The sequence below is a fragment of the Arthrobacter sp. P4_H3 genome, from assembly GCF_056400885.1.
This window is the reverse complement of sequence record NZ_JBFUKK010000018.1, coordinates 56114-70123: the sequence shown is the minus strand read 5'-3', so window position 1 is coordinate 70123 and position 14010 is coordinate 56114. Positions and strand designations below refer to the sequence as shown.

12 protein-coding genes are annotated in these 14010 nt (G+C 65.2%); 2 read left to right on the top strand and 10 right to left on the bottom strand.

Annotated features, from left to right (window positions below):
• Positions 1-2: 2 nt before the first annotated feature.
• The 10 genes from murD to dinB form a co-directional block, all read right to left on the bottom strand.
• The gene (gene murD / locus AC1DRE_RS19745; protein ID WP_476986195.1) at positions 3-1604 is read right to left on the bottom strand and encodes a UDP-N-acetylmuramoyl-L-alanine--D-glutamate ligase; all 1602 of its coding nucleotides are present in this window, start codon (positions 1602-1604) and stop codon (positions 3-5) included.
• Entirely contained in the window at positions 1586-2695 is a 1110-nt protein-coding gene (gene mraY / locus AC1DRE_RS19740) for a phospho-N-acetylmuramoyl-pentapeptide-transferase (protein ID WP_104175483.1), read from the bottom strand. The genes murD and mraY overlap by 19 nt, the downstream gene beginning before the upstream one ends.
• Positions 2692-4167, bottom strand: coding sequence for a UDP-N-acetylmuramoyl-tripeptide--D-alanyl-D-alanine ligase (locus tag AC1DRE_RS19735; RefSeq protein WP_476986194.1), 1476 nt, complete (start codon positions 4165-4167; stop codon positions 2692-2694). Before AC1DRE_RS19735 ends, mraY begins: the two co-directional genes overlap by 4 nt.
• A gap of 6 nt (positions 4168-4173) precedes the next feature.
• Entirely contained in the window at positions 4174-5826 is a 1653-nt protein-coding gene (locus tag AC1DRE_RS19730; RefSeq protein WP_476986193.1) for a UDP-N-acetylmuramoyl-L-alanyl-D-glutamate--2,6-diaminopimelate ligase, read from the bottom strand.
• Between the two features lie 77 nt (positions 5827-5903).
• On the bottom strand, positions 5904-7706 hold the full coding sequence (locus AC1DRE_RS19725; RefSeq protein ID WP_476986192.1) for a peptidoglycan D,D-transpeptidase FtsI family protein: 1803 nt from the start codon (positions 7704-7706) through the stop codon (positions 5904-5906).
• Between the two features lie 43 nt (positions 7707-7749).
• On the bottom strand, positions 7750-8421 hold the full coding sequence (gene ftsL, locus AC1DRE_RS19720) for a cell division protein FtsL (protein WP_476986191.1): 672 nt from the start codon (positions 8419-8421) through the stop codon (positions 7750-7752).
• Positions 8418-9416, bottom strand: a complete 999-nt coding sequence (rsmH, locus tag AC1DRE_RS19715) for a 16S rRNA (cytosine(1402)-N(4))-methyltransferase RsmH (protein ID WP_476986190.1) — start codon at positions 9414-9416, stop codon at positions 8418-8420. The genes ftsL and rsmH overlap by 4 nt, the downstream gene beginning before the upstream one ends.
• A 168-nt stretch (positions 9417-9584) precedes the next feature.
• Entirely contained in the window at positions 9585-10013 is a 429-nt protein-coding gene (gene mraZ / locus AC1DRE_RS19710; protein ID WP_028271726.1) for a division/cell wall cluster transcriptional repressor MraZ, read from the bottom strand.
• 374 nt (positions 10014-10387) lie between these two features.
• Positions 10388-10759: a DUF3040 domain-containing protein gene (locus AC1DRE_RS19705; RefSeq protein ID WP_364128605.1), complete on the bottom strand. Its 372-nt coding sequence runs from the start codon at positions 10757-10759 to the stop codon at positions 10388-10390.
• A 313-nt stretch (positions 10760-11072) separates the two neighbouring features.
• Positions 11073-12299, bottom strand: coding sequence for a DNA polymerase IV (gene dinB / locus AC1DRE_RS19700; RefSeq protein ID WP_476986189.1), 1227 nt, complete (start codon positions 12297-12299; stop codon positions 11073-11075).
• 74 nt (positions 12300-12373) lie between these two features.
• On the opposite strand from dinB, the gene AC1DRE_RS19695 reads away from it, so the two are divergent.
• Both AC1DRE_RS19695 and AC1DRE_RS19690 read left to right on the top strand, forming a co-directional pair.
• Positions 12374-12904, top strand: coding sequence for a hypothetical protein (locus AC1DRE_RS19695; protein WP_476986188.1), 531 nt, complete (start codon positions 12374-12376; stop codon positions 12902-12904).
• Positions 12901-13995, top strand: a complete 1095-nt coding sequence (locus AC1DRE_RS19690; protein ID WP_476986187.1) for a polyprenyl synthetase family protein — start codon at positions 12901-12903, stop codon at positions 13993-13995. The genes AC1DRE_RS19695 and AC1DRE_RS19690 overlap by 4 nt, the downstream gene beginning before the upstream one ends.
• Positions 13996-14010 lie beyond the last annotated feature (15 nt).

Below are 14010 nucleotides of genomic sequence, written 5' to 3'. Positions count from 1 at the left end.
TGTTACTCCTCGCCGGTCTGAGCCTGCCCTTCCACGAGCCCGCGGACAGCTTCAATGAAGGCGTCCCCACGGTGAGCGTAGGAAGAGAACTGATCCATGGAAGCAGCCGCCGGGGCCATGAGCACAGTGTCCCCCGGAGAGGCCAGCTGTGCCGCTGCGGCAACGGCCTGGGCCATCACAGTTTCCCCGTAGATCGGCGAGGGCACTGCGCCGGCACCGGCCGCGTCGGCAGACTGCACGTTTTCAGTGTCGCCCTTGGCGCGTCCGATAACCGGGACATCCGGTGCGTGTCGCTTGAGGGCCTCCGTGAGCGCAGTCGTGTCCGCTCCGATCAGGACTACGGCCTTCAGCCGCGGGGCCTGGTCCTTGACGAGGTCGTCATAGCTCACACCCTTGGAGAGGCCGCCGGCGATCCAGATGACGTTGCTGAAAGCGGACAGCGACGCCGCTGCGGCGTGCGGATTCGTGGCCTTGGAGTCGTTGATCCACAGCACATCGTTGTGGCGGGCGACGAGCTGGATGCGATGGGCTCCCGGGATGTAGTTCTTCAGGCCCTGCCGGACGGCCTGCGGCTCCACGTCGTAGGCCCGGACCAGGGCTGCCGCGGCCAGGGCATTGGCCACCATGTGGCGCGGCGCCACAGGGCCGAGGTCCGCCATGGCGGCAAGTTCGGCGGCGCTGTCCTTGCGTCCGGGGATGAAGGCACGGTCCACCAGGAGGCCTTCAACCACCCCGAGCATGCTGATGGCGGGCGTCACGGTGGTGAAGCCCACGGCCCGGCAGCCTTCCACGACATCCGCATTTTCCACCATGCGTTCGGTTTCGATCTGCTCGGCGTTGTAAATGCAGGCCCTTTGGGTCCGTTCGTAGACCTTCGCCTTGTCGGCGAGGTACGAAGTGTAGGAGCCGTGCCAGTCCACGTGGTCCTCAGCGACGTTGAGGCAGACGCTGGCGACGGGTGAGACGGAATGGCTCCAGTGCAGCTGGAAGCTCGAAAGCTCCACGGCGAGGACGTCGTACTCCACCGGGTCGCGCAGGGCGTCCAGGATGGGCGTTCCCACGTTGCCGACGGCGATGGCTTTGAGTCCGGCGGCCTGCAGCATGGATTCGGTCAGGCCAACGGTTGTGGTCTTCCCGTTCGTTCCGGTGATGGTCAGCCAGTCCGCGGTCTTGCGGCCCTCCCGCTCACGCACCCGCCAGGCGAGTTCCACATCGCCCCAGACGGGGATGTGGGTCCGCGCGGCCAACGCGAGCAGGGCCTGGTCCGGGCGCCAACCCGGGGAGGTCACAATGAGTTCCGGTTTCTGGCCGTCGATCTTCGGCATGGAGTGCACCGCGTCCTCGCCGAGCAGGACATCGACGGCACCGACGATTTTCAGGGTGTCCGCCTGGGCCTTGGCGATGGGGCTGGTGGCGGCGTCAACCACCACAACCCGGGCGCCGAGTTCGATCAGGGTGTCTGCGGCGGCGAACCCGGAGACGCCTATTCCCGTCACGACGACCCGGAGGCCGGCCCAGTCCGAGTCCCAGCTCACCAGGTTATCGAGCCGGGGCGACGTTGCCAGCGGCGAAGGTATAGGACTGCTCACAGCAGGACCACCCATTCTGCGTAGAAGATACCGAGGCCCGCGGCGACGAAGAGGCCGCCGAGGATCCAGAACCGGACCACAACGGTGACTTCCGCCCAGCCCTTGAGTTCAAAGTGGTGCTGTAGCGGAGCCATTTTGAAGAAACGCTTGCCCTTGGTGATCTTGAAGTAGCCGACCTGGATGATCACCGACAGCGTGATGAGGACGAAGAGGCCGCCGATGAAGGCGAGCAGCAGTTCGGTCCGGGACAGGATCGCGAAACCGGCGACCGCGCCGCCGATGGCCAGCGAACCGGTGTCGCCCATGAAGATCTTGGCCGGCGAGGTGTTCCACCACAGGAAGCCCACCAGCGCTGCGCTGAGGATGGCTGCAAGGAGCGCGAGGTCCAGCGGGTCGCGGACGGTGTAGCAGCCGCCGCCGGCCTGCCGCGGAGAGCCGCAGGCCTGGTTGCTCTGCCAGATTCCCATCAGCGTGTACGCGCCGAACACCATGACCGAAGCTCCGGCCGCGAGCCCGTCCAGGCCGTCGGTCAGGTTCACGCCGTTGGTGGCCGCCGTGACGATCAGGTTGGACCACAGGACGAACAGGATGGCACCAAGGACGGTCCCGCCGAAGGCGAGGTTCAGCCACGGGATGTCCCGCACCAGGGAGATCTGCGTGGATGCCGGCGTCAGCCCATTCTCATCCGGAAAGTTCAGGGCCATCACCGCGAAAATGATGCCGACGGCTGCCTGGAGTATCAGCTTGGCCTTGGCGTCCAGGCCGAGGCTGCGCTGCTTGGAGATCTTGATGAAGTCGTCAAGGAACCCCACCAGCCCCATGCCCACCATCAGGAACAGGAGGAGCAGGGCGGAGGCGGACGGCCCGGGTGACCGCGGGTTCATCATCCACATGATGAGGTGCGTCAGCGCGTAGCTCAGCAGCACCGCAAACACGACGACTGTGCCGCCCATGGTCGGCGTGCCGCGCTTGGTGTGGTGCGACGTGGGGCCGTCGTCGCGGATGAACTGGCCGTAGCTCTTCCGGACGAGGAGACGGATAAACAGCGGGGTTCCCACCAAGGCAAACAGCAGGGCCAGGCCAGCGCCGATGAGCAGTGCAATCACAGCGACTCGCTCCCTTCAGTGGCGGTTGCTTGGGTTTGTGGAGGTAATGCTATCCGATCCCCTAGATGCCTCAGCCCAACACTGTTGGAGGACTTGAAGAGGACCAGGTCGCCGGGTTCGAGCTCCTTTTGGAGCAGGTCATAGGCCTCGTCCGCGGTCTCGGTGAAGACGCATTCGTCTCCCCAGGAGCCTTCGTTGACGGCCGAGACGTAGAGCGAACGCGCCTCGTTGCCGACCACGACCAGGCGGGAGATGTTGAGCCTGACCACCTGGGTGCCGACTGCCATGTGCTCCCGGATGGAATCGGAGCCCAGTTCCAGCATGGCCCCGAGCACCGCCCAGGTGCGGCGGCCGCGGCCGAGGTCGGCCAGCGTCCGCAGGGCGGCCCGCATTGATTCGGGGTTGGCGTTGTAGGCGTCATTGATGATGGTGACGCCGTCCGCGCGCTCCGTGCGTTCCATCCGCCAGCGGCTGGCGGCCGACTGGGCGCTGAGGGAAGCCGCGATCCGCTCCCCCGGTACCCCCGCCGCATAGGCCGCTCCGGCCGCTGCCAGGAGGTTGGTCACGTGGTGCGCGCCGATGAGGCGGCTGCGGACCTGATACCCCGCTGCCTCATCCGGGAAGAAAAGTTCAAACTCCGGGTTTCCGGTTGCGTTTGTTTCCACCTGCGTGGCGCGAAGCCCGGCGTCCGGGATGTCTTCGGCGGCCTGCGCGGAGAAGCCCAGCACGCTGGCGCTGGTCCTGCCCGTCATTCCGGCAACGCGGCCGTCATCGAGGTTGATGACCGCGGTTCCGCTTTCAGGGAGGGCCTCGACCAGTTCCCCCTTGGCAACGGCGATGTTGTCCACTCCGCCGAATTCACCGGCATGGGCGGTTCCGATGCCCAGGACCACGCCGATCCGGGGCCGGACCATGTCCGCGAGATAGCGGATGTGGCCGATCCCGGTGGCACCCATCTCGATCACCAGGTAGCGGGTGTCGAATCCGGCCTTGAAGACGGTCAGCGGTACACCCACCTCGCCGTTGTAGGAACCCTGGGGCGAAACGGTGTTGCCTTCAGCGGCGAGGATTCCGGCGAGCAGGTCCTTGGTGGTGGTCTTGCCGGCGGATCCGGTGATGCCGATAACGGTGAAGTCGGAGCCCTCGGCCTCACGGCGGGCCCGGATGCGGCGGACGGATTCGGCGGCCAGTGCGCCCATGGCGAGGACAGCGTCCTTCACCACGATGGCGGGATACGGGTTTCCGGAATCGTCGTGGACGTCACGTTCCACCAGGGCAAGGACGGCGCCGCGTTCAAAGGCCGCACCGATGAAGTCGTGGCCGTCAGCGGTCTCGCCGGGCTTGGCCACGTAGAGGGATCCCTCCGTGGCCTCCCGGGAATCCGTGACCACCGCGACGGGCGTGATGGTCGGGAGGGCGGCAAGGCGGCCGTCTGTAATTTCGGCAATTTCCGCCGCAGTAAATGCAATCATCTCGGTCTAGGACTCTATCCGCTCGTCATTCAGAACGGTGAATCCGCGGGCTGTCAAGGCCTCGCGGAGCTCCACCCTGTCGTCGAGCGCCAGATTGACGCCTTTGACTTCCTGCCAGACCTCGTGGCCGCGCCCGGCCACGAGGATCGTGTCCCGCTGATCGGCCATGTCAACGGCTTGCCGGATGGCTGCGTCGCGCGGGTACGACTCAAGGATTGTGCATGCGAGGCCTTCGGTTTCCTGGGCGTGGCGGGCGCCCGCCAGGACGTCGGCACGGATGGCAGCGGCGTCCTCGTCGTGGGGGTCGTCGTCGCTGACGATGACTACGTCAGCAAGGCGCGCAGCGATGGCCCCCATGGCCGGCCGTTTGCCCTGGTCCCGCTGCCCTGTGGCTCCGAAGACCACGATCACCCTCGAGCCCGGTTCCGCGGAGCGCACGGCTTCCAGCGCACGCTGGAGGGCGTCCGGGTTGTGGGCAAAGTCGACGACGGCGGCCGGCGCCGTGGAAACGAGCTGCATGCGTCCGGGTACGGCTACGGTGAACGGATCGGCCGAGTCGAGCACTGACTGCAGCGTTTCTGCGTCGACTCCGCTGGCCAGCACCATAAGGGTCGCGAGGGCCGCGTTGGAGACGTTGAAGCCCCCGGGCAGGCCCGTGTGGACGCGGAGTTCCGTGCCGTCGCGGTGGCTCAGCCGGAATTCCGTGCCAAGCCCCCGCGGCGCGGTGGCGGTGACGGTCCAGTCGGCGGCGGATGCTGACGGGTCGGTGCCTTCGGCCGTCGCCAGGGTGGTGACCGGAATGGCTGCGCCGGCCGCGAGGCGCCTGCCCCATTCGTCGTCGATTGTGATGACCGCAGACCTGGCCCGGAGCGGTGTGAACAGCTCCGCCTTGGTCTGGAAATAGTCGTCCATGGTGCCGTGGAGGTCCAGATGGTCCTGGGTCAGGTTGGTGAAGCCGGCGACGTCGAACTGCACCCCGTCCACCCGGTGGAACGACACTGCGTGCGAGGAAACCTCCATGGAGGCAGCGTCCAGGCCGCGTTCGCGCATGAGCGCCAGCAGGGCGTGGATGTCCGTGGATTCGGGCGTCGTGAGCAGGCTGGGAATCGGCTGGCCGCCGGCCACGATTTCGATGGTGCCGATCAGTCCGGTCTTGCGGCCCAGCGCCTGAAGCAGCGCGTTGATGAAGTAGGTGGTGGTGGTCTTGCCGTTGGTGCCGGTGACGCCGAACAGTGACGGAGCGGCGCCCGTTTCCGGCCGGCTCTGGTAGATCAGCGCCGCCAGGCCTCCGACGGCGTTGCGGGGCCGGTCAACCACCAGGACCGGCACGGGAGTGTTTGCAGACAGTGCGAGGAGCCGCGCGCCGTCGTCGTCCGTCACGACCGCAACCGCCCCCGCCGTGACCGCCTGGGAAACGAAGTCCGCCCCGTGCCGGGCTGCGCCGGGCAGCGCAACGTACAGGTCACCCGGCTGCACCGTTCGCGAGTTCAGCGAAATCCCGGTGACGGGTATGGAGCGGGAGGCCCCGGGAACTACGACGCCGACAGACTCGCCGATGGTGCCCAGGGGCACCGCGGCAACGGCCGTCGGCCGGAAGCCGGAACCGGATTCCGTGCCGTTCGTCGCGTCGGTGCTGCCTGGGGCATGGTGCTCTGACAAGTGGATCTCCGTTGGTGCTAGTGGATCACACCGGGCGTAGGGGAAGTTCCCCTGATGCGTACGATGTTGTGGACGTGCTACTTGACGTACTGGGGCAGCCTGACCGGCGCGCCCGTTGATGGCGGAACGTTGTAAGTCCGCAGAACCTGGCTCATCACCGAGCGGAATACCGGACCGTTGGTGATTCCGTAGATGCTGCCTTTGGGGCGCTGCAGGACAACTTCAACAATAAACCGAGGATCGTCCATCGGCGCCATCCCCACCATGGACGCCGTGTACCCGCAGTACCCGGACTTGCCGTCGTCGCACGGTGATTCGGACGTTCCGGTCTTGGCCCCGACGCGGTACCCGTCAATGGCCGCGTCCTTGATCTGGCCTTCGGTAACGGCGCTCTCCAGGATGTCCCGTACCTGCTTCGCGGTCTCCGGAGACACGACCTGGCGGTTTTCCTTCGCGGGGACCTTTTCTTCGGTTCCATCGGGGTTGATGTAGCTGTCAATCAGGCGCGGCTGGAGCATCACGCCGCCGTTGGCAATGGACTGGTAGGCGCGGACGGTCTGCAGCGTGGATTGCGAGACACCCTGTCCGAACAGGACCGTATACTCCTGCCGGCCGTCCCACTGATCGGCCGGGGTGAGGATGCCGCCGGCCTCGGCGGGCAGCCCGATGTCGGGTGCCTCACCGATGCCGAACTTCTGCAGCCAGTCGTGGCGCTGTTCCTTGGTGAGGCGCGAACCCGCCATGACAGTTCCGGTGTTCATGGACCAGCCAAGGATCCCGGCCAGCGTCCGTTCCTCGGTGCCATGGTCGAAGGAGTCCGTGAAGACCTGGCCGTCCACTACAAGGGATGACGGGATAGTGAAATGGTCGAGCGGGCTGGACTTGCCCTCTTCGATCACGGCGGCCGCCGTGATCATCTTCTCCACCGAGCCCGGCTCATAGGCGGCAGTCACCGAGCGGACGCCACGGTCCTTGGCAGCCACCTTGCCGGGGTCGTTGGGGTCCGGGGCGTTGGTGTCCGCCATGGCGATGATGTTGCCGGTCTTGATGTCCTGGACGATGATGACGCCCCATTCGGCGCTCAGCTTGTCCGACTGGCTCTGGATGGCCTGCTGCGCGAAGTATTGGAGGTCCGAATTGAGGGTAAGCCGGATGTCCTTGCCGTTGACGGCTGGAGTCAACTCGTCCACGCCCACCGGGATGCGCAGGCCGTCGGCGCCAATTTCAAAAAGCCGCTTGCCGGGAGTTCCCTTGAGGACTTCGTTCTGGGTCTGTTCCAGTCCTGCCTGGCCGCTGGCTCCGTCCTGCAGGAATCCGACGATCCCGCCGGCCACTGAGCCGTTCGGGTAAACGCGCTTGCTGGTGCCGACGGTGACTATTCCCGGGATCTGCAGCTTCGAGATCCGGTCCTCCATGTCGGGCTTGAGATCCTTCGCCACGATGTAATAGGGTTTCTCCCCCGTCAGGGCGTCCTTGATGTCCTCGGGGTTCTGTCCCAGGACAGCGGCCAGCTCCTCGATGCCCTTGTCCCTGGAGACAGTAACGAGCTCTTCCTTCTCGCCCACGGTGTCCAGTCGCCTGAACGACTCGGTCTTGGTGTTGACCCGCTGATCCACCACCACGTTGTAACGGATCACGCTGTCGGCCAGGACCGTCCCGTTCGCGTCCAGGATGCTGCCACGTTCGGCAGGGAGCTCGATCGGGGTCAGGCGGTTGTTCAGTGCGGCCTCAGCCATTCCGCCGATGTCCAGCCCCTGGACCATGAACAGCTTGCCGCCAACCACAAGCAACAGCGCCAGCATCATGCCCAGTCCGAGGCGGAGCCTCCTGGTGGCGTTGGGCACTTTTGCGGTTGTCTTCTTGCCCGTGCTCTGCGCCACGATGAGTCCTTGCTGGTTGCGTACTGGTGGTCAGTCCTGTCAGTTACTGTCCCGGCGTCTTTTGCTTCGGCGCCGGAACGGAACCGCCGTGGAGATCAACCGCGGGCTTTGGCGCAGCGGCGGCCGGGGCTGCTGCCGCCGGTGCCGCAGGTGCGGGCTGTTTTGCGGCCGCAGCGTCCGCCGGCTTGCGGGCGGCCAGCGGATCCTTGGTGGTGGCGGGCGGAACGACAGTGAGCTGTCCGGCAACAGCGGGCGCTGCAATGACGGCGCCCGGCTTGTCACCCTTGGCCGCCGGTTTGGGGGTCCCGCTGACCGTCAACGTGGACAGGTCGATCTGGCCCTTGCCGGTGGAAGCAACCATGCCCAATTCTGCGGCCTTGGCAGCCAGGTTCTGCGGGGCATCGAAGTTCTGGACCTGCTGTGTCAGGTCCTGGTTCTGTTTCGTCAGCGTGGACTGGTCGCTCCGCAACTGCACCAACTGATACTGGGCAGTGGAGACGGAGATGTTCAGGACCAGGACAGCCATCAGAGCAACAGCCAGCAGGGCGAAGCAGAGCACAACGAAGGGGGCCCGGCGCTTGCGCGGCGTGGAGCGCACTACCGACAGTGGCGTCCGCAGCTTCCGCTCGGAGCCTCCGTCAGGCTTGAGCCCCGTGAGGGCACGGGCCGCCGTGCCGGACACGGCTGGGAAGTTCTTGGCAGCGGCGGTGCTCATGCGGCCCTCCTGGCTCTGATTCGTTCAACTGCGCGCAACCTGGCGGACGCTGCGCGTGGATTTTCGGCGATTTCGTCGGCAGTGGGCACCTCGGTGCCCTTGGTCAGGGTCTTGAGTTCGGCCTTGTGCTCCTCCAGCTCCACCGGGAACCCCAGCGGCGCTGACGACTTTGAGCCGGCCTGGAAGACCTTCTTGACGATCTTGTCTTCCAGCGAGTGGTACGACATGACCACCACGCGGCCTCCCATGGCCAGGGCGTCCACGGCAGCAGGCACCGCGCGCTCCAGCACATCGAGTTCTTCGTTGACTTCGATCCGCAGTGCCTGGAAGGTCCGCTTGGCCGGGTGTCCGCCGGTTTTTGCTGCCCCTGACGGGACAACGGCGCGAATGGTGTCAACGAGTTCACCCGTGGTGGCGAAAGGCTTCGCCTCGCGCGCCGCCACAATGCGGTTCGCGATTCTCCCGGCAAACTTCTCTTCACCCCATTTGCGGATGATGCGGACCAGGTCCTCTTCGCTGTAGTTGTTCACCACGTCCGCGGCCGTCTGTCCCCGGCTCGTGTCCATGCGCATGTCCAACGGGGCATCAAAGGAGTAGGCAAACCCGCGCTCACGCTCGTCGAGCTGCAGGGAGGAAACCCCCAGGTCCATGAGCACGCCGTGGACCTCGGTAACGCCAAGCTCGCGGAGGACATCGGGGATTTCGTCGTAGACAGCGTGCACCAGGTCAGTCCGGCCGGTGAAGGCTTTCAAACGCTCACCGGCGAGGGCCAGTGCTTCCTCGTCGCGGTCGATTCCGATCAGGTGGAGGTCCGGGAACCGCTGGAGCAGGGCTTCGGAGTGGCCGCCCATCCCGAGGGTTGCATCGATGACCACGGGGCTCTCGCCGCGTTGGCGGGCTGCCTCGATACCCGGGGCCAACAAATTGATGCACCGGTCCTTGAGGACCGGTACATGGCGTTCGGACGTGGGTTTTGGCTGGTTGGGATCGCTCATACCGTTGTCCTTTCTTGCCGTTGTGCCTCGGGGTGTGTTTCTTAAGCCAGATCCCCATCCGCGCCTATCCCAGCGTCCGCCTGGCTCCGGGGAAGTGAGCCAGGAAAACGTTCGGATGGGCGGCTGGAGATCTCGTTCAAGAAACGCTTACGTCGTCGCCTCCGGGTTTCAGAAGATTCCCGGGATGGCGTCGTCGGTTTCGGAGAAGGAGGTTTCCTTCTCCGCCAGGTACTCATTCCAGGCCTGGGCATCCCAGATCTCCGCCCGGGAGCCGGCGCCAATGACGGCGAGCTCCCTGCCAAGACCTGCATATGCCCGGAGTGCGGGAGGAATAGTCACGCGCCCCTGCTTGTCAGGTACCTCGTCCGAGGCTCCAGAGAGGAAAACCCGGATGTAGTCACGAGTCTGCTTGGAGGAGATGGGCGCCTCCCGCATTTGCTCGTGAATCCGTTCGAATTCCCGCTCACTGAAGACGTAGATGCAACGTTCCTGGCCCCTTGTGAGTACCAGTCCGCTGGCAAGTTCCTCACGGAACTTCGCTGGGAGGATGATCCGCCCCTTTTCGTCCAAACGCGGCGAGTGAGTGCCAAGAAACATGGCCACCCGCCTGTCTGTCGTCAGGAGCTGCACGTCCCCTGTGCTGCCACTACCCTCTTACTCGCTCCACTTTACTCCACATCGCTCCACAGTCAACGCGACACGAAAGATTCATCCCGGGATTGGACGAATACTCCCCCGGAAATACAGGGTTCAGGGGGCGTGGTGGAAAGTGGAGGGGTTATGGCGTTGAGTGGCGCACGCGGACGTCATTTGGGAGGACGACGGCGGGAGGCCCCGCCCGCCGCGACGAGCCTCCGGGATCGCCGCCCCGGATTGTGGGCGTTTAAAAAGCAAAAGACCCGCCGGGGCGGGTCTTCATGCTGGCCTGCCGGAGGCAGGGTGGTGCGAAGTGGAGCGTTAGCGAACGGCTGTCACGGTTCGCCGCGGCGGCGTTCGTCCCAGCGCTCTTCAAGGCCGCTCATGAATGAGCTGCGCCCCTTACCGGTCTTCTTGGCGCCGGACGATTTTGCTTTCCCGGCAGCGGAACTACGCATCGTTGCGAAATAGACTCCGGCTCCCATCACAATGAAACCGAGGACACCAACAAAAATGCTCTGAAGTGATACGCCCACCAGCAGGAGGAGGACACCGGCCAGGGTGGCCAGCACGCCCATCACAATATGGCGCGTGGACCAGTTGCGGCCCGGATCCGATCCCATTGAGTTGGCAAACTTCGGATCGTCCTCGTGCAGCTGCTTCTCCAGCTGCTCGAGCAACTTCTGTTCGTGCTCCGAGAGCGGCATCACGACCTCCTTAAGTCGGCCAACGTCCGGACGTGCCGTGGCCTCTGGTTCTCAATCCGATAACGTCCGGCATGCGCAGGAGGTTCCCGGCCACCGTATACCGGAGGACCCGGGTTCCACGCATTCGGACGAGGGACTGATGCAGCTGGCTGTTCAGTAATTCCAGACGTTCGAAATCTATGTATATCTAAGGATAGTTTGTTGTGCCCCGTTCTGAAAGACGCTGCGGGCGGAGCCGGGCGGAGGCACAGGCGCATTATCAGCCGGGGAGGGCAGGACGGCTTCCGGAGTGCTTTCCGAGGGGCTACCGTGCTCAGTCGGCGGTGTTGAGCGGGTCCAGGAGCCGCGCCGGAAGCACCGATTTCGAGCCGAACTTCTCAGCCACCCTGTCCAGGGCCTGTTCCGCCGCCCGCCAATTGTCATCGCGGCGGTCCAGGCTGAGTTGCAGTGAGGTGTGGGCGGCGTCCTCGAGCTGCTCCGCCCGCACTCCGACAAGGCGGACTGTCATGGGCCGCGTGCCCAGTGATTCGAGGAGCTGAACGGTAACGGCATAGATCAGCTGAGCACTGTCTACGGGGGCATGCACGGTCCGGCTGCGTGTGATGGTGGAGAAATCGGCGTAGCGGAGTTTGAGGGAGATGGTCCTGGCGACCATTCCTGTGCTTCGGAGCCGCTCGGCTGTCCGGTGCGACAAACGCAGCAGCTCCCGGTGCAGGAGCACGTCATCGGCCGTATCCACGGCGAACGTTTCCTCGGCACCGATGCTCTTCTCCAGGCGGACCGGAGTCACCGGCCGGGGGTCAATCCCCCACGAAAGCCTGTAGACGTGCTCGCCGGAGGCCCCCAGCGATTTCTTCAGCGAGGCCGGCGGCGTCGCGGCCACATCCGCCACAGTCCGGATCCCCATGCGCGCCAATACCTCGACGGTCTTGGCTCCGACACCCCAGAGCGCGTTGACCGGAAGACTGTGCAGGTAGGCAACTGTCTCATCGGGCGCGATGAGCAGGAGTCCGTCCGGCTTGCAGCGGGTGGACGCTATCTTGGCCACAAATTTGCTGGCAGCTATGCCGACGGATGCGGTGATGCCGAGCTCGCCCACCACGCGCCGGCGGATAATCTCACCGATCTCGCGCGGACTTCCCAGCCGCCGGATGGCTCCGCCGACGTCGAGGAAGGCTTCGTCGACGCTGAGGGGCTCCACGAGGTCCGTGATGGACCCGAAGATCGCCATCAGCTGCGCGGAAACCTCATAGTAGAGCTTGTGCCGGGGTTCGATGATGATTGCCGAGGGGCACATGCGCGCCGCGACCGCCATGGGCATCGCGGACTTCACCCCGAAGGCCCGGGCTTCATAGGAGGCGGACAGGACAACCGACCGCTCCGCCGGGTAACCGACGATCACCGGTTTTCCGCGCAGGGCCGGACGGCTCCGGAGTTCCACTGAGACGAAAAAAGCGTCCATGTCCACATGCAGGATGCTGCTTCGACGGAGCTCCCTGAGGGTCGCTTCGAGCTTCTGTTTATCCTGTTCCGACCCCACGCCTACAATCCTATGCCGTGGGACTGACTAAACTGGAGGCTGAATCCGGCGTCAACACCAGGAGGACAGTTTCTGTGAAGGTAATTGGAAAGCTCAAGCCTGCGGGCTGTGCCGTGATCGTGGCTGGCGCCGTGCTGGCCCTGGCGGCATGCACCCCGGCCGATCCCGGCGCCAAGGCCTCGGGGACGGCCAGCGCTTCAGCTTCCGTCACTGAACAGGCATCCACCACTGCACCGCCGAGCCCTTCGGCGTCACCCGGAACCACGGCAACCGTCGGCGCGCTCGTCTCCGGCTTCCCGGAGAAGCTCCTGCCGGTCATGCCCGGGTCAAAGGTGGTCTCGAGCAGCTTCGACAAGACGTCCACTCCGGCGACGGCCGCCCTGGTGGGAAACATCACTTCCCCGGCTGCCGCCGTCGTGGCTTTCTATACGAAGGAGCTGGAAGCCCAGGGCTTCAAGGCTGTGCCCGGGGAGAATGTGGGCGCAGTGGCGTCAAAGGACTTCCTCCGAGGTGACAACGAAACCGTGAACATAGCAGTGGTGGAGACCGGCGGGGTCTCCACGTTCACGATTGGCGCCAACGTCGCAGCCGAGTCCGCCAAGTGACGGTCGCCGAGCAGCTGCGCCTTGAGCAGACGGCGTTCGTGGCCGCCGTCGCCGGCAAGCTCAACGACTTCCTGGCCACCCGCCAATCCGTGATGTCCGCCATATCCCAGGACATCGATCCGCTGATGGGCTCCATCTCCAACCTCGTCACCGGAGGCAAAAGGCTGCGGGCACTCATGTGCTACTGGGGCTGGCGCGGCGCCGGCGGAGACGCGGCGGCCGCCGAGGTGATCACAGCGGGATCGGCGCTGGAGCTCTTCCAGGCGGCGGCACTGATCCACGATGACATCATTGACCGTTCGGACACACGGCGCGGAGGCCCCAGTGTGCACCGCCGCTTCAGCCAGCTGCATGAAGCCCAGGGCTGGGCCCTGGACAGTGAACGCTTCGGTCATGCTGCCGCCATCCTGACCGGGGACCTGTGCCTCTCGTTCAGCGAGGAGACGTTCACGGACATCGGCGAGGCGGCGGCCTCGGGAAGCCAGGCACGGCTGATCTTTAACCTGATGCGGGCAGAAGTGATGGCGGGCCAGTACCTGGACATCCTGGAAGAGGTCGCGGGACCCATGCGCGACCGCGCCGGTGCGGTCAGCCGCGCCCAGTCCATCATCCGGTTCAAGTCGGCAAAGTATTCCACCGAGCACCCGCTTGCCCTGGGCGGTGCGCTTGCAGGCGCCTCCGATGAACTTCTCCGCGGCTACTCGGCGTTTGCCCTGCCCCTCGGCGAAGCCTTCCAGCTCCGGGACGACGTCCTGGGAGTCTTCGGCGATCCCGTCACCACCGGCAAACCCGCTGGCGATGATCTCCGGGAAGGCAAGCGCACGGTCTTGGTGGCTTTAGCCCTGGACCAGGCGGCACCGGAAGAATCCCGTTTCCTTGACGCCAGGCTCGGAAGCCCGGACCTCTCGGATGCGGACGTGGAGGAAATCCGGCGCATCATCGTGGACTGCGGAGCACTCCAGGCAACTGAAGTTCTGATTGAGGAATTCGGTCGGGCAGCATTCACGGAACTCGACCTGCTGCCGCTGGAAGACCTGCCCAAGACGGCCTTGCGGAAGCTGGCCGAGGCAACCGTCAGCCGCGCCGCCTGAATTCAGCGGCGCGGC

What these genes read in the sequence shown, in the direction of transcription:
- AC1DRE_RS19735 (WP_476986194.1), bottom strand. Translation starts at nt 4,167, where the DNA reads ATGATTGCATTTACTGCGGCGGAAATTGCCGAAATTACAGACGGCCGC.
- AC1DRE_RS19705 (WP_364128605.1), bottom strand. Translation starts at nt 10,759, where the DNA reads ATGCCGCTCTCGGAGCACGAACAGAAGTTGCTCGAGCAGCTGGAGAAG.
- rsmH (WP_476986190.1), bottom strand. Translation starts at nt 9,416, where the DNA reads ATGAGCGATCCCAACCAGCCAAAACCCACGTCCGAACGCCATGTACCG.
- mraZ (WP_028271726.1), bottom strand. Translation starts at nt 10,013, where the DNA reads ATGTTTCTTGGCACTCACTCGCCGCGTTTGGACGAAAAGGGGCGGATC.
- murD (WP_476986195.1), bottom strand. Translation starts at nt 1,604, where the DNA reads ATGGGTGGTCCTGCTGTGAGCAGTCCTATACCTTCGCCGCTGGCAACG.
- ftsL (WP_476986191.1), bottom strand. Translation starts at nt 8,421, where the DNA reads ATGAGCACCGCCGCTGCCAAGAACTTCCCAGCCGTGTCCGGCACGGCG.